Consider the following 26759-nt stretch of genomic DNA (forward strand, 5'->3'; position numbering starts at 1 on the left):
TCGGCCGCTCCTCAGACCAGCTCAGGCGTCTGCACCGTCACGATGACGGTCTGCATCACGCCGCCGCGCTCGCGCTCGCGCAGCCACCAGATGGCGCCCTTGCGCATCGGGCACTCGGTGTCGGGCAGCCCCAGCAGCTTACCGATCACCTGACCCAACGTGGGCTGGTGACCGATGATCACGACCGGTCCGCGGCCGTCGGGCCAGCCCGCCAGTGCCAGCACCGCCGCCGGATCGGCACCGGGCAGCAGCTCGTCGCGCTGCTTGAACTTGCGGCCCAGTGCCTGCGCGGTCTGCACCGTGCGCTGTGCCGGGCTCGCGAAAACGCGGGCGCCATCGGGCAGTTGCCGGTCGAGCCAGGCCGCCATGCGCGCGGCCTGCTTTTCGCCGCGGGTGGTCAGGCGGCGCTCCAGATCGAGCGCATCGCCGCCCACACCGTCTTCGCCGTGCGGATGGTCCACTGCTTCGGCGTGGCGCCAGAGAATCAGTTCCATGTGCCGGACTCCGGTTGGTGGTGGCCGTAACGCGCCATCAGCGCGGCCTGCGCCGACAGCGGTTGCTCGCCGGCGGACAGAAGGTCAGACGCGCGGCGGTATTCGCCATCGGGCTGCAGGAGCCACGCGTCGCGGCTGTCGTGCAGGTAGGCCGAAAGGCATTCGTCGAGCACCCGCTGGCGAAGGGCCGGGTCGGTGACCGGCCAGGCCAGTTCGACCCGCCGCAGCATGTTGCGGTTCATCCAGTCGGCGCTGGAGAGCCAGAGCTGCTCTTCGCCGTCGATGCGGAAATAGAACACCCGCGAATGCTCCAGCAGGCGGCCAATCACCGAGCGCACCCGCAGGTTCTCGGTCACGCCGGGCACCTGCGCCGGCAGGATGCAGGCGCCGCGCACGATCAGGTCGATGCTCGCGCCCTGCTGGGAGGCGCGCGCCAGCGCGCGCGCCAGGGGTTCGTCGGTCAAGGCATTCATCTTGAGGATGATGCGCGCATCCTTGCCCGCTTCGGCGGCCCGCCCTGCCCGTTCTACCAGTTCGAGCATGGTCTTGTGCAGGTTGAAGGGCGCGATCAGCGCCTTCTTCAGGCGAGGCAGCCGGCTCTGGCTGGCCAGGTGCAGGAACACCTGTTCGATGTCTTCGGTCAGCGCGCGGTCGGCCGTGAGCATGCTCAGGTCGGTGTACAGGCGCGCGGTGCCGGGGTTGTAGTTGCCGGTCGACACATGCGCGTATCGCCGCAGCGCAGCGCCTTCGCGCCGTGTCACCAGCAGCATCTTGGCGTGGGTCTTGAGCCCCACGACGCCGTAGACCACCTGCGCGCCGACCGACTCCAGCCGTTCGGCGTAGTTGATGTTGGTTTCTTCGTCGAAGCGCGCCTTGAGCTCGACCACCGCCGTGACTTCCTTGCCCCGGCGAACGGCTTCGCGCAGCAGGTCGATCATTTCGGCCTTGCTGCCGGTGCGGTAGATGGTCTGGCGGATCGCCAGCACGTCGGGGTCTTCGACCGCCTCGCGCAGAAAAGCGAGCACGGCGTCGAAGCTCTCGTAAGGCTGGTGGATCAGTACGTCGCCCTGCCGCAGACGCTCGAAGAACGACTGCCCTGGCACCAGCTGCACCGGCCATCCCGGCGTGTGGCGCGCAAAGCGCAGCCCGGGCGCCTCCACCTGGTCGATCAACTGGTTCATGCGCACCAGGTTCACCGGACCCGGCACACGGTACAAAGCCTGCGAAGGCAGCGCAAACTGCTCCAGCAGGAACGCCGACAGGAATTCTGAGCAGCCGGCCGACACCTCCAGCCGCAGCGCCTCGCCGAAATGGCGTTGCTGCAAACCCAGGCGCAGCGCGGTGCGCAGGTTCTTGACTTCCTCTTCGTCGACCGCGAGGTCGGAATGGCGCGTGATGCGGAACTGTGAGAACTGCGTCACCTGCCGGCCCGGGAACAGGTCGGCCAGGTGCGAACGGATCAGGCTGGAGATGGAGACGAACAGGTTCTGCTTCGAGCCCCGGCTGGCCGGCATGCGCACGAAGCGCGGCAGGCTGCGGGGCACCTTGACGATCGCCACCTCGTTCTCGCGACCGAACGCATCCTTGCCGCGCAGGCGGACAATGAAGTTGAGCGACTTGTTGGCCACCTGCGGAAACGGATGCGACGGGTCCAGGCCCACGGGCAGCAGCAAGGGCCGCACCTCCCGCTCGAAGAATTCCTTGACCCAACGGCGCTGGCGCACATCGCGCTCGCCGTGCGAAACCAGCTTGATGCCTTTCTTGTCCAGCAGGGGCAACAGCTGCTCGTTGTAGATCGCGTATTGCCGAGCCACCAGTTCGTGCAGCCTCGTGCTCAGGCGCTCGTAGCCGGCCGCGGTCTGTGGGCCGCGCTGCTCGTTGGCGTTGAACGCGGCCAGTTGCGGCGCCATGCGCACCTCGAAAAACTCGTCGAGGTTGGAAGAGACGATGCACAGGTAGCGCAGGCGTTCCAGCAGCGGAACGTCCTCGCGTTGGGCCCAGTCCAGGACGCGTTCGTTGAAGCCCAGGATGCTCTGGTCCCGGTCGAGAAAGGTCGGTGAAATGGTCTTGTGGGCAGCGTTCATTGGGGTGTGCAGCGACCGATGGGTTGCACAGAGGTGGGGTCGCTGCCTCGATTCAATGACGATTATTCGACCAATGGATGACGTTCTTGTGACACTTGGATGCGCTGCAGGGCCAGCACGGCCGATTCTTCGTTCAGGGTGTGGGGACGCGAACGGGGCGAACGGCGCCGTGGCGCAAGCGGTACCAGATGACCCAGGAACAGCTCCGCGGCCCGGTCCCAGCCAAATTCCAGCGCCCGCCCGCGGGCCAGCTGGCGGGGAATCTTCAGCGCTTCTGACCAGGCCTGGCGCAGGTCATTGCGCATCACGCCGCCCGGCGAATCCGCGATCACCTGCAGCGGCCCGTCGACCGGGAAAGCTGCCACCGGCACGCCGCACGACATCGCTTCAAGCATCACCAGACCAAAAGTCTCGTGCAGGCTGGGAAACACGAACACGTCGGCTGCGCCATAGACCTCGACCAGCTCTCGACGCGGAAGCGCACCGACCCAGTGCACATCGGGATACCGTTCGCGCAGCGACGCTTCCAGCGGACCAACGCCGCACACCACCTTGCTGCCCGGGATGTCGAGGTCCAGGTATGCCTGGATGTTTTTCTCGTGCGAGAGTCGACCGACAAACAGGCTCACCGGCCGCGGCAGGTCGCCCAGCCCGGCGCACGCGCGCGGCTCCGGCAGAAAGCCGAACAGTGCGGTGTCGACGCCGTGGGTCCATTCGCGCAGGTTGGCGAACCCCCGCTGCCGCAACAGGTCCATCACACCACTGGTCGGCACCAGAACCCCCTGGCTCGGCCGATGAAACCGGCGGAACAGCGCATAGGCCCAGGACAGCGGCACCTTCAGCGCGACGTGCAGCATCTCGGGAAAACGGGTGTGGTAAGCCGTGGTGAACGGCAGCTTGCGGCGCAGGCAGTGGCGCCGCGCGGCCCAGCCCAGCGGGCCCTCGGTAGCAATGTGGATCGCGTCCGGCTGCGCTTCATCGATCAGCTGCCGCAAGCGGCGTCCTGGAAACAGCGCCAGATCGATGCCCGCGTAGCCGGGACATGGACGAGTGCGGAACTGCGCCGGATGGATCACTACCACCTCGTGGCCCAGCGACTGCACTTGGCGCACCAGTTCGACCAGCGTGGTCACCACGCCATTGACCTGGGGTTGCCAGGCATCGGTCACGAGCAGGATCTTCATGTTGGTCTCCTCAGTCCCTGGGTCATGCCGGCACGAGGTCGGCGATTTCGGCCACTGGCTCGGGTTCGGGCATCGACAGGTCGTCGTGGCCCAGGCGGTGCCAGTGCACCAGCTCCAGCCGCCCGTCCATGTGTTCGACCAGGGCCGACAGGCTTTCGACCCAGTCGCCGTCGTTGAGGTAGAGCGTGCCCTCGATCTCGCGCATCTCGGGCCGGTGGATGTGGCCACAGACCACACCCTGGTAACCCCGCGCCCTCGCCTCGGCTGCAACAGCCTCTTCAAAGTGGTTGACGTGACTGACCGCGCGCTTGACCTTGTGCTTCAGGTACTGCGAGAGCGACCAGTACGGCATGCCCAGGCGGTGACGGACGCGGTTGAAGTGGCGGTTGATCTCCAGCGTGATGCCGTAGGCCCGGTCACCGACATAGGCGAGCCACTTGGCGCACTGGATCACACCGTCGAAGTGGTCACCGTGGATCACCCACAGGCGCTTGCCATCGGCGGTGGTGTGCACCGCTTCATTGGCCACCTCGATGCCGCCGAAATGCAGGCCGTCGAACTGGCGGGCGAATTCGTCGTGGTTGCCCGGCACGAACACCACGCGGCAGCCTTTGCGCGCCCGGCGCAGCAGCTTTTGCACCACGTCGTTGTGCGCCTGCGGCCAGAACCAGCGCCGCCGCATCTGCCAGCCGTCGACGATGTCGCCGACCAGGTACAGCGTGTCGCTCGGATGGTGCTTGAGGAAATCGAGCAGCGCCTCGGCCTGGCAGCCGGCCGTCCCGAGGTGTATGTCAGAAATGAAGACCGCGCGCAACCGACGCGAAGCCGGAGGGGTGACCCCATCCACAGGAGCCGCGGAACCGCCTCCGCCGGGCCACCGACGCTGCCCCGGGGGGATGACTCCGAAGGCGGCGCGGTGAGGAACCATCTCAAACTCCCAGGAAGTGGCGGCGGTAGCGCGGCGGCATGTCGGCGATGCGCATGATCATCGGCAGGTCGGCGGCGTTGAAATCCGGGTCCCAGGCCGGCGGTCCCATGACCTTGGCACCCAGGCGCAGATAGCCCTTGATCAGCGCGGGCGGCTCCACATCCAGGCTGTCGTCCAGTTGCTCGATCGGCAGCGGCAGGCGCGGCCGCACGTGGCAGTCGATCGACGCCATGTGCTTGTCCTTCACCTGGCGCCAGATGCTGGCGGCAGCGTGACCGCCGCCGACCACCCCGTGCTCACCTTCGTGGTTCATCGGAATGCTGGCGCAGCCGATCATGGTGTCCAGGCGGTTGCGGTGCATGAAGGCCGCCAGCGCGCCCCACAGGGCCATGATGACGCTGCCCTGGCGGTGTTCGCGGTGCACGCAGCTGCGGCCCAGCTCCACCATCTGCCCGCGCAGATGACGCAGTCGCACCAGATCGAACTCGGTGTCGCTGTAGGTGCTGCCGGCGCGCTTGGCCTGTTCGGGTGTGAGCACGCGGTAGGTGCCGATGACCTTGCGCGTCGCGGCTTCCCGCACCAGCAGGTGTTCGCAGTAGTCGTCGAACAGGTCGACGTCATGGCCCGGGACGCTGTTGGACAGGATGGCGCCCATCTCGCCGGCGAACACCTCGTGCCTCAGGCGCTGCGCTTCGCGAACCTCATCCAGATGCCTGGCCCATCCGACTTCGATGCCGGGGCTGAGCTTTTCCACGCCGCCAGGGACCACCACCGCGGCAGTTGTTGGCGAGCTTGGATGAAGCGACCTCCGGAAGTCGGGCATCGGCGAGAGGTCCAGTGTCGGGGTCGGCAGTTCGCGCATGGAAGACTCCTGGGTGACGATCGCGTCGACCAGCGACGCAGGTTGGGGGTAGGTGTTGCTCATGTCCCGTCATGCTGGACAGCCCCCGTGTACCGGACGTGGCAGTCCGATGAATTTTTCGTGACGGCAAAACAGCGTCTGTCATGACCTCGCCGCAGAAGCGTCACAAAACATTCATCACCGGCAGACAGACTGCGGCACTTTCATTTCCAACCCAACGCCGGAACCCCCATGAAAGCCGAATCCCCGTTCAACGACGAGAACTCCAACACCTCCGACAACCTCGCCTTCGACGACGTCCTGAAATCGCGTCTGAGCCGCCGCAGCCTGCTGCGCGGTGCCGGGATGGCGGGCGCCGTGGCTGGCACGTCGGCGCTGACCGCCTGCGCGACCACCGGCATGGGTGATTCCCAGGGCCCGGCGTTGCAGACCCTGGGTTTTGCCGCAGTGGCCAAGCACACCACCGACAAGCTGGTCGTGCCCGAGGGCTACAGCGCCCAGGTGGTGTTTGCGCTGGGAGACCCGCTGAGCGCCGACACGCCGGCGTTCCGCAACGACGGCACCGACACCGACTTCGCACGCCGCACCGGTGACCACAACGACGGCATGGAGTGGTTCGGCCTGGATGCCAAGGGCCTGCCCTCGCGCAACGCCAGCCTGCGCGGCCTGATCGCGATCAACCACGAAGCGACCACCGACGAAAAGCTCGCCTCCTTTTTCCTGCATGCCAACGGCGGCACGGCCACCCTGCCCCGCCCGGCCTCGGAGATCGACAAGGAACTGATGATTCATGGCCTGTCCGTGGTCGAGCTGCAGTCCGACGGCAAGCAGTGGGCCTACAAGAGCGGCTCCAGCTTCAACCGCCGCATCACCACCATGACCGAGGCCGCGATCCACGGCCCGGCGCGCGGCAGCGAGCATCTGGTCACCAAGTTCGACGGCACCGGCACCAAGGCCCGCGGTACGCTCAACAACTGCGGCGCCGGCATGACGCCCTGGGGCACCTACGCCAGCGGTGAGGAAAACTGGTTCGGCTACTTCTTCCGCGACGCCAAAGACGACGACGCCCGCAAGAAGGACAAGCAGGTGCAGGCCCTCAAGCGCTACGGCCGCAAGGCCGGCGAAGCCAGCCGCCACGGCTGGGAGAGTGGCGGCAGCGACGACCGCTTCGTGCGCTGGAACAACAGCGCCGTGGCGGCCTCGGCCAAGGAGGACTACCGCAACGAGATGAACACGTTCGGTTTCATCGTCGAACTCGACCCCTACGACAACAAGAGCGTGCTGCGCAAGCGCACCGCCCTGGGCCGTCTGGGCCATGAAAACATCACCTTCGCCCGCGTGACAGCCGGCCAGCCGGTGGTGGCCTACATGGGCGACGACGCGCGCAACGAATACATCTACAAGTTTGTCTCCGACGCGAAGTGGGATGCCGCCGATGCCGAGCCGTCCAACCGCCTGGCCGCCGGCGACAAGTACCTTGACAAGGGCACGCTGTACGTCGCCCGCTTCAAGAGCGACGGCAACGGCGAATGGCTGGAGCTCTCGATGAACAACCCGATCATCGCGGGCAGTTCGTACTTCGAATTCAAGGACGCCGCCGACATCGCTGTGTTCACGCGCCTGGCGGCCGATGCCGTGGGAGCGACCAAGATGGATCGCCCCGAGTGGGCCGGCGTCAACCCGAAGAACGGCGAGGTCTACATCACGCTGACCAACAACAGCACGCGCACCCCGGCCAACACCGACAGCGTCAACCCGCGCTCCTACACCGACCTCAAGGCCGGCAAGGAGCAGAAGGGCAACGTGAACGGCCACATCGTTCGGCTGGCCGAACCACAACCCGCCGCCACCGGGTTCCGCTGGGACATCTTCCTGTTCGGCGCCGAGGCCGAAGCGGACAAGTCGACCATCAACCTGTCCAACCTCTCTGACGAGAACGACCTGTCGTCGCCGGACGGCCTGGTGTTCAGCAAGGCCACCGGCCTGTGCTGGATCGAGACCGACGACGGTGCCTACCTCGACAAGACCAACTGCATGCTGCTGGCTGCCGTGCCGGGCCGCGTGGGCGACGGCGGCAACCGCACCCTCACCCATGGCGACCGCCAGGTCACCACGCCGGTGGGCCGCCCGCAGACCACCGCCACGCTCAAGCGCTTCCTGGTCGGCCCCAAGGGCGCCGAAATCACCGGCATCACCGAAACGCCCGACGGCCGCGCCCTGTTCGTGAACATCCAGCACCCGGGCGAGAACACCAAGATGGCCGACATCGGTGAACCGAGCAAGTACGAAAGCCAGTGGCCCGCCAATGCCGGCTACGGCGCCGGCAAGCGCCCGCGCTCGGCCACCATCGTCATCACCAAGAACGACGGCGGCGTCATCGGGAGCTGATGTGAACGACCGCGCGCACACCAACGGCCTGCAGGGCACCGAGCAGCAGATTGCGCAACTGCGCGAGGATCTGCTGGATTCGATGGACGAGGAATTCGAGCTGGAGATGGAGGACCGTCTCGGTGAAGACGCCAAGCGCCCTGCGGGCAGCGCCTCCACCCGGATCAGCTACTTCCGCGAACTGTTCCGGCTGCAGGGCGAACTGGTGAAGCTGCAGGACTGGGTGGTCGCGACCGGACACAGGGTCGTGATCATCTTCGAGGGGCGTGATGCGGCCGGCAAGGGCGGCGTGATCAAGCGCATCACCCAGCGGCTGAACCCGCGGGTCTGCCGCGTGGTCGCCCTGCCCGCCCCCAACGACCGCGAGCGCACGCAGTGGTACTTCCAGCGCTACGTGACGCACCTGCCCGCGGGCGGAGAGATCGTGCTGCTGGACCGCAGCTGGTACAACCGGGCCGGCGTCGAGAAGGTCATGGGCTTCTGCAGCGACGAGCAGTACGAGGCCTTCTTCCGCGACGTGCCCGAGTTCGAGAAGATGCTGGTGCGAAACGGCATCCAGCTGATCAAGTACTGGTTCTCGATCTCCGACGAAGAGCAGCACCAGCGCTTCATGGGCCGCATCCACGACCCGCTCAAGCAGTGGAAGCTCAGCCCGATGGACCTGGAGTCGCGCCGCCGCTGGGAGCTCTACACCAAGGCCAAGGAAGTGATGCTGGAGCGCACGCACATTCCCGAGTCGCCCTGGTGGGTGGTGCAGGCCAACGACAAGAAGACGGCGCGCCTGAACTGCATTCACCACCTGCTGAGCCTGATGCCCTACGCCGAAGTGCCGCGCCCAGGCATCGTGCTGCCGCCCCGCGAGCGGCACGAGGACTACAAACGCCAGGCGGTGCCGGAAGAGATGATGGTTCCAGCGATTTATTGATTGATCCCTCGGACGCCGCTCAGCGGCGTCTTCTTTGTCCATTATTTCTATTATCATTGAAATATGGAAATAATCACTCCCATTGAACAGCAGACCCTGCGTGCGCTCACGGCCCTGTCGCAGGTGGTGCGTCTGCGGGCCTTCCGTGAACTGGTGGTCGCCGGGCCGGAAGGCATGACGCCGGGTGCGATCGCCGAGCGGCTGGACGTGGCGCCAAGTTCGCTGTCGTTCCACCTCAAGGAGCTGGTGCACGCCGACCTGGTCAGTGCCGAGCCGCAGGGCCGCCGCCTGATCTACCGCGCGCATTTCGACCGCATGAACGCCCTGCTCGGCTACCTGACCGAACATTGCTGCGGCGGACAAGCCTGCGAGGTCACGCCGCCCGGCTGCGTCAACTGCGGAGACCAGGCATGAACCTCGCGGACTCCCTCAACCTCGGCTGCGCCTGTCAGACGCTGGAGGCGCCGAACCTGCGCGAGCAGCTGGAGACTTCGCCCGCACTGGCCGGCCTGACCGAGCGCCTCGCCCAAAGCCACCCGCACCTGTTCTCGAAGTCGGCGGTGTTCCTCGACCCCGGTGTGCAGGCGCAAATAGCGGACGCCGTCGCCGCCATTGAGCGTGTCATCGCCCTGCCCGCATGGCGGCAACAGGCGCTGGCGCGCGCGCCGCAGATCGCCAGTGTCGACCACGGCCCGGGAGGTGTGTTCATGGGGTACGACTTCCACATCACTGACGACGGGCCGCGCCTCATCGAGATCAACAGCAACGCCGGAGGCGCTTTTCTCAACGCCGCGCTGGCCCGTGCGCACCGCGCCTGCTGCGCGTCGTTCAAGGTGGTGTTCGATCCGCGGGACCAGCTCCGGACGCTCGACAGCGCCTTCATCGACATGTTCCGCGCCGAATGGATCGCGCAGCGTGGCCTGACGCCCTGGCGCAACGTGGTGATCGTCGACGACGCGCCGCTGGCGCAGTACCTGGCGCCCGAGTTCGAACTGGCGCGCGCACTTTTCACGGCCCATGGCCTGCAGGCCGTGATCGCCGACCCCGGTGAACTGCAATGGCGCGACGGCGCGCTCTGGCATCCCGCGTGGCCGGAGCAGCCGGTCGACATGGTCTACAACCGCCTGACCGACTTCTATCTGCAGGACGGCGCCCATGCCGCACTGCGCCTTGCGCACGAAGCCGGAGCGGCCGTGCTCACGCCGCACCCGCGCACCCACGCACTGTATGCCCACAAACACAACCTGATCGTGTTGTCCGACGACGCGCAGCTTGCGGCCTGGGGCGTGACGGAAGCGGACCGGGACATCCTGCGGCGCGTGGTTCCGGCCACGCGGCACGTCACCCCAGAAACCGCCGACGTCCTCTGGGCGCAGCGCCGCACGCTGTTCTTCAAGCCCGCCGCCGGCTTCGGCGCCCGCGCCACCTACCGCGGCGACAAGCTCACGCGCCGGGTCTGGGACGAGATCCTGGCCGCCGACTACGTGGCGCAGACCATCGTGCCGCCCAGCGAGCGCCTGGTGCGCGTCGGTGACCAGACGACGCACCTGAAGCTCGACCTGCGTGCCTACAGCTACCGCGGCCAGGTCCAGCTGCTGGCCGCGCGCACCTGGACCGGCCAGACCACCAATTTCCGCACCGAAGGCGGCGGCTTTTCGCCCGTCGTCGTGCTGCCCGAAACCGACCATCCCCTCCAATGAACGCATCCATGCCCGACACACTCAACGTGCTGTTCCTCTGCACGCACAACTCGGCCCGGTCCATCCTGTCCGAGGCACTGCTCAACCACCTGGGCCGCAAGCACGGCGTCCAGCGCTTCCGCGGCTTCTCCGCCGGCAGCAGCCCGCGGGAGAACCAGCAACCGAACCCGCTGGCGCTGCGCGCCCTGCAAGACGCCGGCATCGACACGCAAGGCCTGTCGAGCAAAAGCTGGGACGTGTTCGCGCAGCCCGAGGCGCCGCGCATGGACCTGGTGATCACCGTCTGCGACAACGCCGCGGGTGAAGCCTGCCCGTTCTGGCCCGGTCAGCCGGCCACCGCGCATTGGGGCTACCCCGATCCGTCCAACGCCACTGGAACCGAAGCCGAACGCCTCGAAGCCTTCCGGCTCACCCTGCTGGCGATCCGTCAGCGCCTGGAACTGCTGGTGAACCTGCCGCTGGCCAGCGTGGACCGGCTGCGCCTGCAGCAGGCCGCCCGCGACCTGGCCACCCAATCCTGAAAGCCGACGCCACCATGGGACTCTTTGAACGCTACCTCACCGTCTGGGTCGGCCTGGGCATCGCCGCCGGTGTGGGTCTGGGCCTGCTCACGCCAGCGACGTTCGCCGCCATCGCCGCACTCGAACTCGCGCACGTCAACCTCGTGGTTGCCGTGCTGATCTGGGTGATGATCTATCCGATGATGATTCAGATCGACTTCGCCGCCGTGCGCGATGTCGGCAAGCGGCCCAAGGGCCTGCTGCTCACGCTGGCCATCAACTGGCTGGTCAAGCCCTTCACCATGGCGGCGCTGGGCGTGCTGTTCTTCCGCTACGTCTTCGCCGGCTGGGTCGATCCGCAGTCGGCCAGCGACTACATCGCCGGCATGATCCTGCTGGGCGTGGCGCCCTGCACCGCGATGGTGTTCGTCTGGAGCCAACTGATGAAGGGCGACCCGAACTACACGCTGGTGCAGGTCTCGCTCAACGACCTCATCATGGTGTTCGCCTTCGCGCCCATCGCAGCCTTCCTGCTGGGCGTGACCGACCTCACCGTGCCCTGGCAGACGCTGCTGCTGTCGACCACGCTGTACGTCGTGCTGCCGCTGGTGGCGGGCATCGCGACGCGACAGGCATTGCTGGCCCGGGGTGGCGCAGCGGCCGTCGCCGCCTTCGTCGGCCGGCTCAAGCCCTGGTCGGTGGTCGGCCTGATCGCCACCGTCGTGCTGCTGTTCGGCTTCCAGGCCGAAACCATCCTGGCGCAACCGATGGTGATCGTGCTGATCGCGATCCCGCTGCTGGTCCAGACCTACGGCGTGTTCGCCCTCACCTACCTCGGTGCACGCTGGCTGCGCCTGCCACACAACATCGCCGGCCCGGCCTGCCTGATCGGCGCGTCCAACTTCTTCGAACTGGCCGTGGCGGTCGCGATCTCGCTGTTCGGGCTGCATTCCGGCGCTGCCCTGGCAACCGTGGTCGGCGTGCTGGTCGAGGTGCCGGTGATGCTGTCGCTGGTGGCCTTCGTGAACCGCTCGCAGCACCGCTTCGGCCATGCGGCCGCGCCTTAGGGCCGTCCCACCCGCTCACTACAATCGGCGGCACTGTCTCACGGCGTTCAAGGAGTCCGACATGTCCGCTCACAAACCCGTTCTGCTCGCCGCCGCCGTGCTGGTACTGGCAGGCAGCCTCGCCGGCTGCGCCAGCACCTCGCTGGAGGAAAAGGCGCCGGTCGCGCAGAAGGCCGCCACGGGCGACCTGGTGCGTACGGTCCGCTCGGCCGACGGCAAGACCGAGGGCGAGATCAGCGGCACGCCGGCACCCGACAGCCGCTTCGCCAAAATCAAGATCGGCATGGAGCTGCAGCAAGTGGTGAAGCTGATCGGCCCCTACGACGGCATGTACGGCAGCGAAACCGCCAAGCGCTGGATTCCGTTCTACCTCGGCAACGACGCACGTCGCGGCATCGCCCTCTACAAGGGCGACGGCTGCCTGACCTTCACCGGTGGCAACTTCTGGTCGGCGGGCGGCAACGAGCTGATCCGCATCGAAGTCGACCCCGCCGGCAAGTGCTACCAGCCCTGATGCCGGATTCCCGTCTTGTTGCAGCTCCTGCGAGCCTCCTGGCGTTGCAGGTTCATCCGGCCACGCCGGGACCCGAAGGTCTTTCCGTCCGTGCCGGCGTACAGATCGTCGACGATGCGGTCACACCGGGTTGGTGGCTGCATTACCTGATCGAGGGACCGGTCGACGCCCTGACCATTCCAGTGCCGCAGACACCCGGCCCCGCCGACGGCCTCTGGCGCCATACCTGCTTTGAAGCTTTCGTGCAGGACGGCGACGGTCCGGGCTACCGCGAATTCAATTTCTCGCCTTCGGGCCAGTGGGCGGTCTACCGTTTCACCGCCGAGCGCGAGCGCTGTGCCAATGACACTCCGCCCGCCGTCGGACCGTCGATCAACGTCCAGACCTCCGCAGACGCACTGCACCTGCGCGCCTGGATACCCCACGCCCTGCTGCCTGAGACTCCCGGACGCGTCGGTCTTACCGCCGTCATCGAAACCACCGAAGGCCAACTGAGCTACTGGGCGCTGCAACACCCGCACGACGATCGCCCCGACTTCCACCACCCGGCCGGCCGCGCGCTGGCGCCGGCCTGATCTTCTTTTCCAACAGTGTCCGCATGAAATTCGGCCTCGAACGTTTCCTCGAAGAACCCGCGCTGCGCGCCCCGCTGGCGGGCCGCCGCGTCGCCCTGCTGGCCCACCCGGCCTCGGTCACGCGCGACCTGACCCATTCGCTCGACGCCCTCGCCGACCTGCCCGATGTGAAGCTCACGGCGGCCTTCGGCCCGCAGCACGGCCTGCGCGGCGACAAGCAGGACAACATGGTCGAGTCGCCCGACTTCCTCGACCCGCGACTGGGCATTCCGGTGTTCAGCCTGTACGGTGAGGTTCGCCGCCCGACCGACGCGATGATGGACACCTTTGACGTGCTGCTGGTCGACCTGCAGGACCTGGGCTGCCGCATCTACACCTTCATCACCACGCTGCGCTACGTGCTAGAAGCCGCAGCGAAACACGGCAAGGCCGTCTGGGTGCTGGACCGCCCCAACCCCGCGGGCCGGCCGGTCGAAGGCACGCTGCTGCGCGAAGGCTGGGAGAGCTTCGTCGGCGCCGGCCCCATGCCCATGCGGCACGGCATGACCATGGGTGAACTCGGCCACTGGTTCATCGCATCGCTCAAGCTGGATGTCGAATACCGCGTCGTCACCATGGAGGGCTGGTTGCCCGAGGAAGGCCCCGGTTTCGGCTGGCCGCAAGACAGAACCTGGGTCAACCCCAGTCCCAACGCCGCCAACCTCTGGATGGCACGCGCCTATGCCGGCACCGTGATGCTCGAGGGCACGACGCTCAGTGAAGGCCGCGGCACCACGCGACCGCTCGAACTCTTTGGCGCACCCGACATCGACACCAGCCGCCTGCTGGACGACATGCGCCGCATCGCTCCGCAATGGCTGGCTGGCTGCCGCCTGCGCGCCTGCTGGTTCGAGCCCACCTTCCACAAACACGTGGGCAAGCTTTGCAATGGCGTGCAGATCCACGTTGAAGATCCGCAGCATTACGACCATGCGGCCTTCCGCCCGTGGCGACTCCAGGCCCTGGCCTTCAAGGCCCTGCGCGAACAGGCCTTCGACTACCCGCTCTGGCGCGACTTCCCCTACGAGTACGAGAGCGACCGCCTGGCCATCGACCTGATCAACGGCGGACCGGCGCTGCGCGAGTGGGTAGACGACTTGAACTCGACCGCCGCGGATCTGGAAGCGGTCGCTGCACCCGACGAAGCAGCCTGGATCGAAACCCGCAAACCGTTTTTGCTCTACTGAATCTCCGGCACCAGAGGCCAGGATGCGACGGCACCGGCTCCGCCGGGCCGCTCGCATTGCCACCTTGAGGGGGTCGCGCGCAGCGCGGCAGGGGTGGGCCTACAACCACTTCTGGAAGAACTGGGCCGTGCCCATGGTGGGGTCAAGCTGGTAGCCCTCGTAGCCGATGCGCCGGTAGAGCTTGACGGCCGGCGAATTCCCCGAAAGCACCTCCAGCGTCATCTTGACCGCGCCACGATCGACGGCGATGCGCTCGGCCTCGGCCAGCATCGCTTCGGCAATGCCACGACCGCGGTGGCTGGCCAGCACGGCGACGTCGTGCACATTGACCAGCGGCTTGCACTTGAAGGTCGAAAACCCCTCGATGCAATTCACCAGCCCGATCGGCTGTTCGCCGTCAAAGGCCAGGATGCTGAAGGCCTGCGGGCGCGCCGCCAGTTCAGGCACCAGATGGACCTTGGCGTAGTCGCTCAGAGGTTCACCACCACCGGCCGGATCGCTGGCATAGGCGTCCAGCAACATCACGATGGCCGCTGCATCTGAGGCCCGGCCGTAGTCGGCACGGCGAACGGAAAAAGCGGCCGCCATCAGCCTGCCTTCACCGCAGCCACCAGCCGCTCGGCGCAGGCCCTGGCCTGCTCAGGGTCACGCGCCTCGACCATCACCCGCAGCAGCGGCTCGGTGCCGCTGGCGCGGATCAGCACGCGGCCGGTCTCGCCCAGCTCGGCCTCGACCGCCCTGGTTTCGTCAGCCAGCTTCTGGTTGGTTTTCCAGTCCTGGCCCGGCTGCAGACGCACATTGATCAGCGTCTGCGGGAACAGGGTCACCTCGGCCAGCAGCTGCGCCATGGTCTTGCCACTGCCGGCGCAGGCCTGCAGCACCTGCAGTGCCGACACCAGACCGTCGCCGGTGGTGTGTTTGTCCAGCACCAGCAGATGGCCCGAACCTTCGCCGCCGAGGATCCAGCCGTGGCGCTCCAGTTCTTCGAGCACGTAGCGGTCACCGACCTTGGCGCGCACGAATTTGACGCCCTTCTTCCGGAACGCCACCTCGACCGCCATGTTGGTCATCAGCGTGCCGACCACACCCGGGACATCGTCGTCGCGCGCGATCCGGTCGGCGGCGATCAGGTACAGCAGCTCATCGCCGTTGAACAGGCGTCCGCTGGCATCGACCAGCTGCAAACGATCCGCGTCGCCGTCCAGAGCCACACCGTAGTCGGCGCCGGTCACCTGCACCGCCGCGACCAGGGCCTGCGGATGCGTCGCGCCCACTTCGTGGTTGATGTTCAGGCCGTCGGGAGAACAGCCGATGCGCACTACCTCTGCCCCCAGCTCGTGGAACACGGCGGGCGCAATCTGGTAGGCAGCTCCATTGGCCGCATCGACCACGATCTTCAGTCCCTTGAGCGTCAGGTCGTTCGGAAAGGTGCTCTTGCAGAACTCGATGTAGCGGCCGGCCGCATCGTCCATGCGCCGTGCCTTGCCCAGGTTGCGCGAATCGGCCCAGACCGGGTCCTTGTCCAATTCGGCTTCGACCGCCTGCTCCCAGGCGTCGTCGAGCTTGTTGCCCTGGGCGCTGAAGAATTTGATGCCGTTGTCGCCGAACGGGTTGTGGCTGGCGGAGATCACCACACCCAGGCTCGCGCGCTGCGCCCGGGTCAGGTAGGCCACCGCCGGCGTCGGCACCGGGCCGAGCAGCACGACGTCCACACCTGCTGAGTTGAAACCGGATTCGAGCGCGCTTTCCAGCATGTAGCCGGAGATCCGCGTGTCCTTGCCGATCAGCACCGTCGGGTGCTCCTCGGTGCGCTTGAGCACGCGCCCCACGGCGTGGGCCAGTTTGAGAACGAAATCGGGTGTGATCGGCGCCTGGCCGACGGTACCGCGGATGCCGTCGGTACCGAAATATTTGCGGGTCATGCCCGCGATTTTAGGCGGCTGACCTTACGTCATCGCCGCAATCCAAGTCAGGGATTCAACGCTCCAGTTGCGCCAGCACCGCGTCGATCTCGTTGGTCACGCCACCCAGGCCGGTGTACTCCACTGGCGCATCTGGCGTGCGTTCGCGGTGCGCTTCGAACTGCCGTTCCAGCGACTGTTGCACACTGGGCACGTCGGCAGGCAGGTCATGAGGCAACACTCGCGTTGCCACCGCGGGCGCAGTGCGGGTCGGCGTAACCGCAGGCGGGCGATCCGAAGGAAGCACGAGCGCCGGCACGTCCACCTTGGGCAGCAGCCGCTCCTTGAACGCTGACTCATGGAAGTAGCGAATCTTCTCGGACATCACCGGGTGCGCCATGCCCTCGACCAGCAGGATCTGCTTGTCGTCGCCCATGGCCTTGAGCTCCTGCGGCAACATCAGCGCCCGCCGCTCTTCGCTCTCACTGCGCGTGTAGCTGCTCTCGCGCGAGCGGCTGCGGCTCACGCTGTCCTTGCGCATGCCGGTGTAGCCCAGCATCTCGCTGTACTCGTTGGCGTCTTGCTGCTCACGCGGCGCAAAGATGATGCGCAGCGCGTGGTTGGTCATGATGGTGCGGGCGTTCTCCTTGCCGTAGGTCGATTCCAGCTGCGCCATGCTCTGGATGATGGGCATCAGACGCAGGTTGTAGCCCGCCATGAAACTGACCGCGTGGGCAATGATGTCGATGCGGCCAATGCTGGTGAACTCGTCCATCAGCAGCAGACACTGGTGCTTGAGGTCCGGATTGGCCTGTGGCAGCTCGCGCGTGTTCTGGTTGATCAGCTGGCTGAAGAACAGGTTGAGGATGAGGCGGCTCTCGGCCAGCTTGTTCGGCTGGATCGCGACGTAGATGCTCATCTTGCGCTTGCGCACGTCGCGCAGGTCGAAGTCGTCCGCGCTGGTCGCCGCATCCACCACCGGATTCAGCCAGGGGTTGAGCGGCTCCTTGAACGTGCCCATGATGCTGGCGAAGGTCTCGTTGGCCTGCCCGAGCAGTGTCGAGAACGCGGTGCGCGCGCTGGAACTCAGGTGCGGCCAGGCCGCCAGTTCACCCAGGTAGGCCTTGAACTCCTGCCCCGGCCGACCCGACGCCAGCCGGTACAGCCCGCCCATGGTGGGCACCTCGAACGGCACGTCGTACTGGTCGGCCAGGTAGGCGGACTGCTCGAAGGCATATAGGGCGAAGGCCACGAAAGCGTTCTGCGCCTGGTTGGCCCAGAACGGGTCCTTGTGCAGGTCCGACACCGGGTACAGCATGGCCGCGATGCTCTGCACATCGCTGACGCGGAAATTCGGATCCCGCGACACATAGGACAGCGGGTTCCATCGGTGGGAGCGCCGGTCTTCGGCAAACGGGTTGAACAGGTAGACCGACTGCCCGTAGCGCGCGCGAAAACCGCTGGTGAGGTCGAAGTTCTCCTGCTTGATGTCCAGCACGACCACCGAACCCTGGTAGCTCAGCAGGTTGGGGATCACGATACCGACGCCTTTTCCCGAGCGGGTCGGCGCCGCCAGCAGCGCGAACTGCTGGCCATTGAAATAGACAAACTGCCCGTCCTTCTTGCCCACCACCAGCGCGGTGTCTTCGGGTTTGAGCATCTTGCGGGTGCGCAGGTCACCCAGCGTCGCGAAGCGCGCTTCGCCATACAGGCTGGGCCTCTTGCGCATCAACAGCGCGAGCGCCAGCCCCCCAAGCAGCAACACGGGCACGGCAAAACCGATCAGCCCGCTGCTCTTGATCACGCGCCCATATTTGGGAGCGTCCGAATAGGCCGCCCAGTAACGCCAGTAGTCGGCCCAGCCGGTCTGCTGTGTCGGCAGGTCCAGCCTCCAGGCCAGCAGCTGGCTGCTGAGGTATGTGCCGGCCGCGAGTGCGGCGGCCAGCAACACCAGCGCCAGCAGCCAGACCGCCTTCCTCATTGCCGGACCTTGCCCTTGCCGTCGGACAGACGCGCAATCTGGTCCTTGTAGCGCCGCAGCTGGTCACGTGACCATTCGTAGCGGCACAGCTCTGTGGCGGCGGGCAGTTCCTTCACCGGCACGGATTGCTCGCGCGACTGAGAGGCGCAGCGAGCGTCGCGGTACATGCGCCAGCTGCTGTGGTCCAGGTCCTGGCTGCGCGCATAGGCCTGTGCGTACTCCTTGCCGTGCACGGCCTGCAGGGTCTGCATGCGGCCATTGCGGTAGTCACGCACCAGGGTCAGCAAGGACTTGTCCTGTTCGATGCGGGCGCGGCGACAGGCGATCAGCTCCGGGCTGCCAGCCTCGCATGCAGCGTCGACGCGTTCGGCCACCTGGGTCTTGCGCACGCTCTCCGGTTTGCCGCGCACCCAGCGGCCCGAGGCAGCGACATAACAGTGGCTCTCCATCTTGGCGGCACCCGACGCGGCGACCACCTTCAGTGATACGCAGTTCGATGTCGTCGACTGGATCTCGCCCGCGTTGGACACCACGTCGATCTGCGCAAAGCGGCCGGTCTTGGCATCGAACTGGTACAGGCTGTCCACCGGAACCTTGCCGTCCATGACGTACATGCGCGTGACCTTGAAGTCTGTCAGCCCGTCGCCGTTGAAGTCCTTGAACGTCAGCCACTCGCGGCGATCCAGCCGGTCGCGCGGCATTTCAAAGGCGTGCGGCAATGCCTGCAGCTCCTTGCCATCCTGACTGACCACGATGTAGCCTGAGCCGACCTCGCCGTCGGCGGCATCGGCTTTGTCGTCGAACTCGAACGCGAAGCTCAGCGGTGAACCCTCCGGCCCCACCTTCTGCGACAGCGTGTCCAGCCCCTGACCTTGCGAGCGCAGGAAATCCAGAGGCATGTTCGAACAGGCGGAGACTGCGAGCAGCAATCCCAGACCCGCAACGCGGTACCAGAGTCTCGACTTTTCCATTGTCTGCCTCCCTGCAACTTGGCTGATTCAATATCCGCAGCGCGCAAACACCTCGGTGTCCACCTGCTCGGGCAACTGGTCGTCGTTGCGGCGCTTGGACCACAGCAGTTCGTCCTGGCGCAACTCGAACACATAGGTCTCCAGTACCTTGGCCTTCTCATACGGCGGCACGTCGACCAAGGCCTGCAGGCGCCAGGTGTTGGCGCGCCGCGCCTGGATGTCGGTCACGAAGAACATCGTGGTCTGGGTGTTTTCCGCCCACAGTTGCAACTGGCGCTCGCTGATCACCAGGGCACCCGGATCGGGTTCGACCGGCTTGCGCCCCAGGTAGGCCGCGCATTTGGCGGCGCCCTGCTCGTTCTTCAGGAACCAAAGGCCGCGCATGTCCACGGGGGTCAACCCCGTGGCGGGCGCAGGTGCGGCGGCCTGCACGGTTACCGCGCACAGGCTCAGCAGGCTGATGGTCAGTGTCGTTTTGATGTTCACGATGTCCTCCTTGAATGTCACGACTCCAGCGCCTGCTTGCGCTGCGGGTCGAAGTCGATACCGGTGATGTAGCGCTGGCCGGCATGGGCCTTGATGTGCACCACCACGTCGATGGTCAGCATCAGCAGCCGTTTGATCTCATTGAAGTCAAGGCCGGCGCCTTCGGGCGAAGCCTTGACCATCAGCGCCATCTGGTCCCAGGTCTGGCTGGTGCTGCCGGCGTGGCAACTGGTGATCGAGCCCGGGTGGCCGGATGCGCAGTTGCGGATGTAATAAAACGACTCGTCGCCCCGGATTTCGGCCAGGATGATGCGGTCCGGCTTCATGCGCAGGCAGGCTTCCATGCAGCCCTTGGCCGTCACGTTGGCCGTGCCCTGTCCGCCACGCGAATAGATCAGGTGCACGCGGTTGGGCTGCTCGATGAACAGCTCGCGCGCGTCCTCGATGGTGATCAGCCGCTCGTCTTCGGGAATGTGCGTGACGAGCGACTTCATGAAGGTGGTCTTGCCACTGCCAGTGGCCCCGGAAACCACGATGTTCTTCTTGTAGAACACCGCCTTGCTGAAGAAGCCGTGGTAGTCCTTGGCCTTCTTCAAGGCAAGCAGTTCTTCGTCCATCCCGCTGATGCCGCCCGTGTCGTCCAGGATCTGGGCAAAGAAGCCGTCTTCCTGGTACTGGTTGAGCGACTTGGTGTAGCGCGAAGGCAGCCGGATGGTGATCGACACATGGTCCGCCGGTACCGCCGGCGGCAGCACGAACTGGGCGCGCTGACCGGTCGGAAAGGTCAGTGACACCACCGGGTCGACCGCGGTGATGCGCTGCCCGGTCTTGCTCTCGTTGACCACCGTCGTGCAAAACTGGCGCGCGCGGTCAAAAGTCAGCCCCGGCACATCGATGCGTTGCCAGCCCTTGACCGTCTCCAGAAACACCTCGCCTGGGCGGTTGATGCAGATTTCCGTGACCTGCGGGTCGTTCAGGAACTGGGTGATGCCCAGCACGTGGTACTGGTACTCCAGAAACTCCGTCGAGATGTTTGCGATGGTTTCGCCATCGGACCGTTCCGTCATGTCGAAGCCACCACCCTGCTCAGCGCATCACGCTGGAAAAGTCCACGTCGCGCGCCGCGAAGATGTTGATCACCGTGCCGTTGAGCACCGTCACCGTCGCCTTGCGGTTGGCCGAGCGGGCCAGCATCTCGGTCGCTGCCTTCTTGGCGGTGGCCGCGGTCTGCGACTCCCACGGGTCGATGGTCACCACACCCACGCCGCCCGCCGCCGAGACAGTCGTCCGGCCACGGATGTCGTTGTCGTTGGCAAACTTCTGCGCTCCCGCATCGATACCGTCGGCCAACAGACTCACCAGCATGGCGGCGCCGATGCGCTCGCCCCAGTGGCCGTCGTAGTGACCCGGAATGCCAGCACCACCCAGCGCATCGGTGCCCGCGCTGTCGATGCGCACGTCCAGGCCGGTGGTCGTCAGCACGCGGGTCCACACGACGCCAACGCGGTCGTAGTTTTCATCGACGTACTTGTATTCACCCGTGACCTTGGAGCCCTTGTCGATCAGCAGCCGGCGACCGTTCACCGAGTAGATCGGCTCAGTCACGATGCAGGACGTCATGCCCGGCAGCGTCGACACGATCTTGGTCTCGAGCGCGCAGCGGATGAAGGTACCGCGGGTCATCACGAACTCGGCATTGGCCAGGACCTCCACCGCGCCACGTTTGACCGTCGAGTACTCGTCTTCAAACAGCTGGTTCTTCTTGCCTTTGTCGGCGTTGGCAGCCACCAGGTTGTTTTCGCTGGCCATGCGGCGCTGCTGAAGGTCGTCCTTCTTCTCGGCCGTTGCGCCCTCGGGCATGGGAGGCATGTCCGTCGGCAGCGGCGGCATGTTGGACTTGGCCACGAGCTGCGCCGGCTCCGCAGGAGGCGGCAGCAACAGCTCCGGCTTCTTGGGCACCGTGACCTCCTCCATGGAGACCTGCTTGTCTTTTTTGTCGTTCGCCGAGAAGGCGTTGCTGGCCACCCAGAGGGTCATGCCGATGGTCGCGATCGACACCAGCACGATGTAGGCGATGGCTGTCTTGTTCACGCCGCGGGTCAGGCCCGCCGAGAGTTTGGGCATGTTGTCGGACAACACAGGGCCTTGTCCGTTGCCGTTGGGAAACTGCATGCTCATTTGTTCCTCCTCAATCCCACCACGTCATTGCCCAGCCGCATCACGAGAAACGGATAGACGCCCAGAACCACCATCACGTTCTTTTCGCTCTTGGTGTTCACAAGAAACTCTTCGCCATTGCGGTCGTTGCGGCCAAACAAGGCCGGAAAGTTCGCCATTGGAGGCAAGTGGATGTAGGTGAACTGACCGTTGTCGTACACCCGGGTCGGCACGATCGTCGACACATCGCTGCTGGTCGAGTAGTCGTAGTTCAGGTGGTAGTTGCTCTGCGAATTCAAAGCCGCCGCGGTCGGCGACAGCACCGCGTTGGCAGAGGCCAGCGGGCTCGCCTTGTCCGGTTCCTCGCTGCCATACACGAAGCGGATCTTGTAGAACACGCCGGCGTTCTTGGCCTCCTCCAGCGTCTTCCATTTGGTCGCCGACACGCGCAGGTCCAGCAGGTACGAGCGCATGTTGGTGCGGATGTACATGTTGGTGTCCACGTCCACATTCTTCGGGCGGATGTAGAAGATGTTGTCGCGGCGGACAAGTTCCCAGCCGTCGCTAAAGCCCGTGCCGAAGTCCTTGACCTGTTCCTGAGAACTGATCTCGATCTGCGTCGCGATGCCCAGGCCTGTGTTGACCCGGACCACCTGGTCCGGACGGTACGGAATCTCGCGCACTTCCTGCGCCATGGCGCCGGTGCTCAGAGTCGCCATCGCGAACGCCAGCGCCGATCCCACCGCGCGCCAGGAGCTGCTGATTCGTTTCATGGTTGTCATCGTTGCTCGTTCCCTGTTGCTCAATCGATTGTTCATGGGGTCACCGGGTCATTGGCCTTGGTGGGGGGTGGCGGGCGCACCCGGCAAACTGGCCGGCTGGCTGGGTGCCGCGGCCGACGTTGCTGGCGCTGCATTGGCTGGCGCATCAGCTCCACGGTGCGTCACGCCCTCTTCTTCGTTCAGCAGCGGCACGCCCACGTCCTTGTTGGTTGCCTTGAAAACCGGCGCGTTGAATTCGTCATCCACCCGGAAGGCGGTGACTTGAAAGCCCAGCGGATTGCGCAACCGCAGGTTGTCGCTCATCTTCAGGTTGGTCTTGTATTCGTACCGGACCGTGGCGACGTGGCTGCTCAGGTAGTCGCTCTTGCCGGTCGTCTTGTCGAAACGCCACTTCTCGAAGCGCACCGTGGCGCCGGTCGGGATCGCGCCGCGTTCTTCGTCCAGGCCGTTGAACACGATGCTGTTGACCTTCACCCGGATGGCGTTGTTGCGACCCCATTTCTTCTCGGGGCTGTTGGGAGTGCCGTCGAACTGCTTGACGAACAGGCCCTTGACCTGGTCGTTCGACATCGACGCCACGTACTCCCAGTCGTACTCGTTGATCGTGTCGTAGTCGTAACCTTCGCGGGCTTGCACGAAGCGCGCCACATGGCTTCGGTTGAGCGCTTCGCTGGCGTAGATCCCCGTTGCGGCGATGTTGTCCCGCAACGGCGAAATCGTGCTGGTGCTGCGCTTGAGGTCCACCGTCACCAGGTAAGGCACTTTCTCCTTGAGCGGCAACATATAGGCGATCGCGCCGCCCATCATCAGCGACAGCACCAGTGCGCAGATCGCCACGATCCATGCGCGGCGCTCGCTGCGCTTGACCATCGAAATCACGTTCGACTCGAAGTCCATCGACTTCTTGAGGATCTCTTGCGAGGCCTCGGAGACCTCGCGCTTGAACAACGCCATAAATCCCTTGTGGTCTTGAGTAGGGTTCGTCGACTTTGGTGAACGCTCAGGGCATCTTCGTGACGAGCATGGTCTTGTTCGCCGACACCTGGATGCGCAGCTTCTGCGCCGCATAGGTCTTGCGCACCGAGTTCAGTGCGCGCTGCAAGTTGCTGTCCTTGATGCTGTCCAGACCGGTCACCAAGGTCAGGTCGCTCGGGTACTGCCAGTCGAGCGCCCCGCCATTCTCCTTGGCCCATCGCTCCAGCATGTGCCGGAGGGTTGCATCGGTCGGCAACATCTGGAACTTGGGTAGCTCAGCCTCTTCCTTCAGCGGAATTTCCTGCGGCTTGGACGCCAGCGAATTCACCGGCTTCCAGTTGTCGGAAATGTCTGTGGCTTTCGGTGCTGCGCACGCTTGGAGGAGCAACAGCATGCCCGTGCACAAGGCAACGCTCCAGGCACTAGAGGAGACGAAGTAGTTCTTTGGAGACATATGCATACAGAAAAACCTAGATCAGAGAAAGGACCACAAGAATTCGACAACAACTGAGGAATGAAACAACCTGTCACTGAGGTGCCTTGGGTATCCGCGAAGGAAGCCCTGGACGCGCGAAACGCAAGGCCTTATCTCCGGAAGATGCGGGAAGCGCCATGTGGCTATTGCCGCCCGCAGATGCAGAACCAGATGAACCAGCATTGGCCGCCCCACTCCCCAACGCTTGGGCTCCGCCCACGGAACCAGTGTGATCTCCGATGACAAGGTGACCACCGGTCCCCAACTTGGAATCGCTCTTGATCACGGCGTCCGTCACATTCGTGCCATTCGTTTGCCACTTGGTCCCGCCAAGCTCTGTGGGGATCGCAGCCACTTTGCTTGCATCAGCGCTGGAAGCCGGCATGTTGCTGCCCACCCGAAACGCTTCACTCGCCTGCTGGGCCCGGATCTGCTTCACGCTGGCGTTTTCCTGATTCGCCAAGCCCTTTGCTCCCGCGAACGTGCCACCACCACCTTGCATGGCGGCGGCAGCATCCCCGCCACTGGCGCCCATAGTGTTTGCCCGGGTGATCGCCTGTTGAACGTTGGACTGAGCCATCCCACCCGCAGGCCCGGATTCGTGCCCGCCCGCCGCGAGCTTCTGCATCGGCGCATAGCCAGGCAACGCGCCCGTTGCTGCGCCGACACGAAAATGCTCCGTGCCTCCACCGCCGCCGGATGCAGCACCAGCACCTCCACCAGCAGAAGCAGGTTGCAGTGGACGCACCCCAATGGAGCCCATCACGTTCTGTGCAAATCCAAGTGAGGTATTGAACAGCTGCATGATCACCGGGGGCACCGCCACAATCAAGGTCGCAAACAAACCGCCCATCATGGCCAGACGCATGGTTGCCCCTCCCATGTCCACCCGGTTACCACCGTTGGTCAACAACCCTATCAACACTTCGGCGATCACGCCCAACCCGGTCTGAACTGCTGTTGCGTTATCCGCAATGCCTGCATCGGCCACCGAGTTCAGCACATACGACACCATGATCGTCATGCCGTAACTCAGGGTTGCCTGCATGGCGATCGTCGAAACGATGCCCACAAAACACAGCGTAATGAAGGTGCCCAGCAAGAATTTGGCCCAACTCCAGAACAATGCGCTGGTCTGCTGGAACAGAAGGAAGAAAACAAACAAAGGCGCCAGCATCAACGCCAACACGACCGCCACCTGCGACAGAAGCACCAGCACAGAAGTCAACACTGCAGGCCCAGCCCCCCCAAGCATGCTCATGATCACGGAACTGCCACCCGACTTGTTGGCCTGGTCGATGGTGGTGTTCGTGACATCCTCGGAAACCATGTTGACGACCTGCGTCACCCCCACATTCATGTCGATCAGCTGATCCACCGACAGGTCAGAACCGGTGACGATGGTGGTGATGGACTCCTGGATTCCCAGCACCGTGTGAATGATGGTGTCGGACTTACCGAGCATGCCGGTCACCAGCGACAACACCAGGGCAATCTTGGCCCCACGAAACATGAGGTCCAGCACCGGCTCCTTGTTGGTGCGAAACATGACCTTCAGACCTGTCGTCACAATCCAGAGCGTCACAAACGCCGTCGACATGGACAACACCACAATCGACAGGTTGTTCACCACAAACCACATCCACTTATTGGTCAGCGTTTCGTAGAGAACATATTTCCGAATATCGCAATAGAAGGCCGCATCCGACAACGCGTTGAGATAGCGCGCCGGAAATACTCCCGAATTCTCAAGCGCCTCGGAGAAACCAGGCACGACCACCATCTGGCCGAGAAAGTCGGCCAGGTGCAGTCCTGCACAGGTAGGTTCATCAAGCAAGGTTGCCATAAGCGGTAAACAAGCTATTTATTGACTGGACCAGGCATCGAAAAATGCAAGAATTTCGGCGGACGCGGATTGCGATTGGCCTGCGCCTGACTCAGCATGGCCTTGCGGGCTTCCGCCTGCTGCGTCATGTACATGGCCTCGCGTTGGTGGTAACCGTCCATCAGGATCTTGATCTGCAAGGCGTCTGCCTGCATCAGGGCTTGTTGGCCTTGAATTTCGAACATGGCGCGCTGAAGTTGCCCGAGCTTTTGGTCATCATCAGAAACCCAATCACGAGTTTTCTTGATCAAGGTCACGATCTGCTCACGACGCAATGCCAAATTCTTGAGCATAGCGTGACTTTGCACCAAAGTTTGCAGCCGAAGATTCCGCAAACCAATACAAGCTTCATAGTGCTTAGGGTTAATCTCTTTTTGACCGCAGTCAGCCTCTGTGCCTACATATTTCTTTTTCTCTTCAGGCGTCAGTTCTGGCAAAGCATCAGCGTCTTCAAACTTGGTCTGCAGCCCTTTTAGAATTGCACGACCATCCCCGCTACCCATCTTAATATCGCCCGTATCGTCGCGACTACTGTCGTAGTGTTCATACGGCTTATCACTTGTTACTCCGGTCAAAGGCTTTATTTTATTGACTGCAGCCAGTTGCTTGTAAACCTCATCATCATAAACCGCCCATTGAGCATAAACTGGAAGAGATGCCAGCGAAAGAATTACGAAAAATATATTCGCCGTCTTCATA

General features: G+C 64.5%; 26 protein-coding genes. 9 read left to right on the forward strand and 17 right to left on the reverse strand.

What is annotated here, in order from left to right:
- Window positions 1-11 precede the first annotated feature (11 nt).
- The 5 genes from ACLIJ1_RS06805 to ACLIJ1_RS06825 all read right to left on the reverse strand — a co-directional run bounded on the left by ACLIJ1_RS06805 (window position 12) and on the right by ACLIJ1_RS06825 (window position 5552).
- Complete coding sequence (locus tag ACLIJ1_RS06805) at window positions 12-494, reverse strand: SixA phosphatase family protein (protein WP_411364714.1); 483 nt, start codon at window positions 492-494, stop codon at window positions 12-14.
- Window positions 485-2578: a polyphosphate kinase 1 gene (gene ppk1 / locus ACLIJ1_RS06810; protein WP_411364715.1), complete on the reverse strand. Its 2094-nt coding sequence runs from the start codon at window positions 2576-2578 to the stop codon at window positions 485-487. Before ppk1 ends, ACLIJ1_RS06805 begins: the two co-directional genes overlap by 10 nt.
- A gap of 62 nt (window positions 2579-2640) precedes the next feature.
- Entirely contained in the window at window positions 2641-3762 is a 1122-nt protein-coding gene (locus ACLIJ1_RS06815) for a glycosyltransferase family 4 protein (protein ID WP_411364716.1), read from the reverse strand.
- Window positions 3763-3784: 22 nt separating this feature from the next.
- The gene (locus ACLIJ1_RS06820; protein ID WP_411364717.1) at window positions 3785-4690 is read right to left on the reverse strand and encodes a UDP-2,3-diacylglucosamine diphosphatase; all 906 of its coding nucleotides are present in this window, start codon (window positions 4688-4690) and stop codon (window positions 3785-3787) included.
- Window position 4691: 1 nt separating this feature from the next.
- Window positions 4692-5552, reverse strand: a complete 861-nt coding sequence (locus tag ACLIJ1_RS06825; protein ID WP_411364798.1) for a GNAT family N-acetyltransferase — start codon at window positions 5550-5552, stop codon at window positions 4692-4694.
- 231 nt (window positions 5553-5783) lie between these two features.
- On the opposite strand from ACLIJ1_RS06825, the gene ACLIJ1_RS06830 reads away from it, so the two are divergent.
- The 9 genes from ACLIJ1_RS06830 (at window position 5784) to ACLIJ1_RS06870 (ending at window position 14447) form a co-directional block, all read left to right on the forward strand.
- The gene (locus ACLIJ1_RS06830; RefSeq protein ID WP_411364718.1) at window positions 5784-7940 is read left to right on the forward strand and encodes a PhoX family protein; all 2157 of its coding nucleotides are present in this window, start codon (window positions 5784-5786) and stop codon (window positions 7938-7940) included.
- An 82-nt stretch (window positions 7941-8022) separates the two neighbouring features.
- The gene (gene ppk2 / locus ACLIJ1_RS06835; RefSeq protein WP_411364799.1) at window positions 8023-8865 is read left to right on the forward strand and encodes a polyphosphate kinase 2; all 843 of its coding nucleotides are present in this window, start codon (window positions 8023-8025) and stop codon (window positions 8863-8865) included.
- 63 nt (window positions 8866-8928) lie between these two features.
- The gene (locus ACLIJ1_RS06840) at window positions 8929-9279 is read left to right on the forward strand and encodes an ArsR/SmtB family transcription factor (RefSeq protein ID WP_411364719.1); all 351 of its coding nucleotides are present in this window, start codon (window positions 8929-8931) and stop codon (window positions 9277-9279) included.
- Entirely contained in the window at window positions 9276-10565 is a 1290-nt protein-coding gene (locus ACLIJ1_RS06845) for a hypothetical protein (RefSeq protein WP_411364720.1), read from the forward strand. Before ACLIJ1_RS06840 ends, ACLIJ1_RS06845 begins: the two co-directional genes overlap by 4 nt.
- 8 nt (window positions 10566-10573) lie before the next feature.
- Window positions 10574-11086, forward strand: coding sequence for an arsenate reductase ArsC (locus ACLIJ1_RS06850; protein WP_411364721.1), 513 nt, complete (start codon window positions 10574-10576; stop codon window positions 11084-11086).
- Between the two features lie 14 nt (window positions 11087-11100).
- Window positions 11101-12132: an ACR3 family arsenite efflux transporter gene (gene arsB, locus ACLIJ1_RS06855; protein WP_411364722.1), complete on the forward strand. Its 1032-nt coding sequence runs from the start codon at window positions 11101-11103 to the stop codon at window positions 12130-12132.
- A gap of 61 nt (window positions 12133-12193) precedes the next feature.
- Window positions 12194-12646, forward strand: coding sequence for a hypothetical protein (locus tag ACLIJ1_RS06860; RefSeq protein ID WP_411364723.1), 453 nt, complete (start codon window positions 12194-12196; stop codon window positions 12644-12646).
- Window positions 12646-13221 carry a DOMON-like domain-containing protein gene (locus ACLIJ1_RS06865; RefSeq protein WP_411364724.1) on the forward strand — a complete coding sequence of 192 codons (576 nt, stop codon included), beginning with the start codon at window positions 12646-12648 and terminating at the stop codon, window positions 13219-13221. Before ACLIJ1_RS06860 ends, ACLIJ1_RS06865 begins: the two co-directional genes overlap by 1 nt.
- Window positions 13222-13244: 23 nt before the next feature.
- On the forward strand, window positions 13245-14447 hold the full coding sequence (locus tag ACLIJ1_RS06870; protein WP_411364725.1) for an exo-beta-N-acetylmuramidase NamZ domain-containing protein: 1203 nt from the start codon (window positions 13245-13247) through the stop codon (window positions 14445-14447).
- A gap of 99 nt (window positions 14448-14546) precedes the next feature.
- On the opposite strand, the gene ACLIJ1_RS06875 is transcribed toward ACLIJ1_RS06870, so the two are convergent.
- The 12 genes from ACLIJ1_RS06875 to ACLIJ1_RS06930 all read right to left on the reverse strand — a co-directional run bounded on the left by ACLIJ1_RS06875 (window position 14547) and on the right by ACLIJ1_RS06930 (window position 26758).
- Entirely contained in the window at window positions 14547-15035 is a 489-nt protein-coding gene (locus tag ACLIJ1_RS06875; RefSeq protein WP_411364726.1) for a GNAT family N-acetyltransferase, read from the reverse strand.
- Window positions 15035-16369 (reverse strand): phosphoglucosamine mutase, encoded by a 1335-nt coding sequence (gene glmM / locus ACLIJ1_RS06880; RefSeq protein WP_411364727.1) that lies wholly within the window; start codon window positions 16367-16369, stop codon window positions 15035-15037. Before glmM ends, ACLIJ1_RS06875 begins: the two co-directional genes overlap by 1 nt.
- A gap of 55 nt (window positions 16370-16424) precedes the next feature.
- Entirely contained in the window at window positions 16425-18329 is a 1905-nt protein-coding gene (locus tag ACLIJ1_RS06885) for a type IV secretory system conjugative DNA transfer family protein (protein ID WP_411364728.1), read from the reverse strand.
- Window positions 18326-19300, reverse strand: a complete 975-nt coding sequence (locus tag ACLIJ1_RS06890) for a hypothetical protein (RefSeq protein ID WP_411364729.1) — start codon at window positions 19298-19300, stop codon at window positions 18326-18328. The genes ACLIJ1_RS06885 and ACLIJ1_RS06890 overlap by 4 nt, the downstream gene beginning before the upstream one ends.
- 27 nt (window positions 19301-19327) lie before the next feature.
- Window positions 19328-19786: a hypothetical protein gene (locus ACLIJ1_RS06895; protein ID WP_411364730.1), complete on the reverse strand. Its 459-nt coding sequence runs from the start codon at window positions 19784-19786 to the stop codon at window positions 19328-19330.
- A 17-nt stretch (window positions 19787-19803) separates the two neighbouring features.
- Window positions 19804-20853 (reverse strand): P-type DNA transfer ATPase VirB11, encoded by a 1050-nt coding sequence (gene virB11 / locus ACLIJ1_RS06900; protein WP_411364731.1) that lies wholly within the window; start codon window positions 20851-20853, stop codon window positions 19804-19806.
- Between the two features lie 19 nt (window positions 20854-20872).
- Complete coding sequence (locus ACLIJ1_RS06905) at window positions 20873-21964, reverse strand: TrbI/VirB10 family protein (protein ID WP_411364732.1); 1092 nt, start codon at window positions 21962-21964, stop codon at window positions 20873-20875.
- The gene (locus ACLIJ1_RS06910) at window positions 21961-22716 is read right to left on the reverse strand and encodes a TrbG/VirB9 family P-type conjugative transfer protein (RefSeq protein WP_411364733.1); all 756 of its coding nucleotides are present in this window, start codon (window positions 22714-22716) and stop codon (window positions 21961-21963) included. Before ACLIJ1_RS06910 ends, ACLIJ1_RS06905 begins: the two co-directional genes overlap by 4 nt.
- A gap of 57 nt (window positions 22717-22773) precedes the next feature.
- Window positions 22774-23679, reverse strand: a complete 906-nt coding sequence (locus tag ACLIJ1_RS06915) for a virB8 family protein (protein ID WP_411364734.1) — start codon at window positions 23677-23679, stop codon at window positions 22774-22776.
- A gap of 46 nt (window positions 23680-23725) precedes the next feature.
- Entirely contained in the window at window positions 23726-24106 is a 381-nt protein-coding gene (locus ACLIJ1_RS06920; protein ID WP_411364735.1) for a TcpQ domain-containing protein, read from the reverse strand.
- A gap of 121 nt (window positions 24107-24227) precedes the next feature.
- Window positions 24228-26021, reverse strand: a complete 1794-nt coding sequence (locus ACLIJ1_RS06925; RefSeq protein ID WP_411364736.1) for a type IV secretion system protein — start codon at window positions 26019-26021, stop codon at window positions 24228-24230.
- Window positions 26022-26035: 14 nt separating this feature from the next.
- Complete coding sequence (locus ACLIJ1_RS06930) at window positions 26036-26758, reverse strand: hypothetical protein (RefSeq protein ID WP_411364737.1); 723 nt, start codon at window positions 26756-26758, stop codon at window positions 26036-26038.
- Between the last annotated feature and the right edge of the window lies 1 nt (window position 26759).

It is taken from the genome of Hydrogenophaga sp. RWCD_12 (genome assembly GCF_046604225.1).
Taxonomy (GTDB): domain Bacteria; phylum Pseudomonadota; class Gammaproteobacteria; order Burkholderiales; family Burkholderiaceae_C; genus Hydrogenophaga.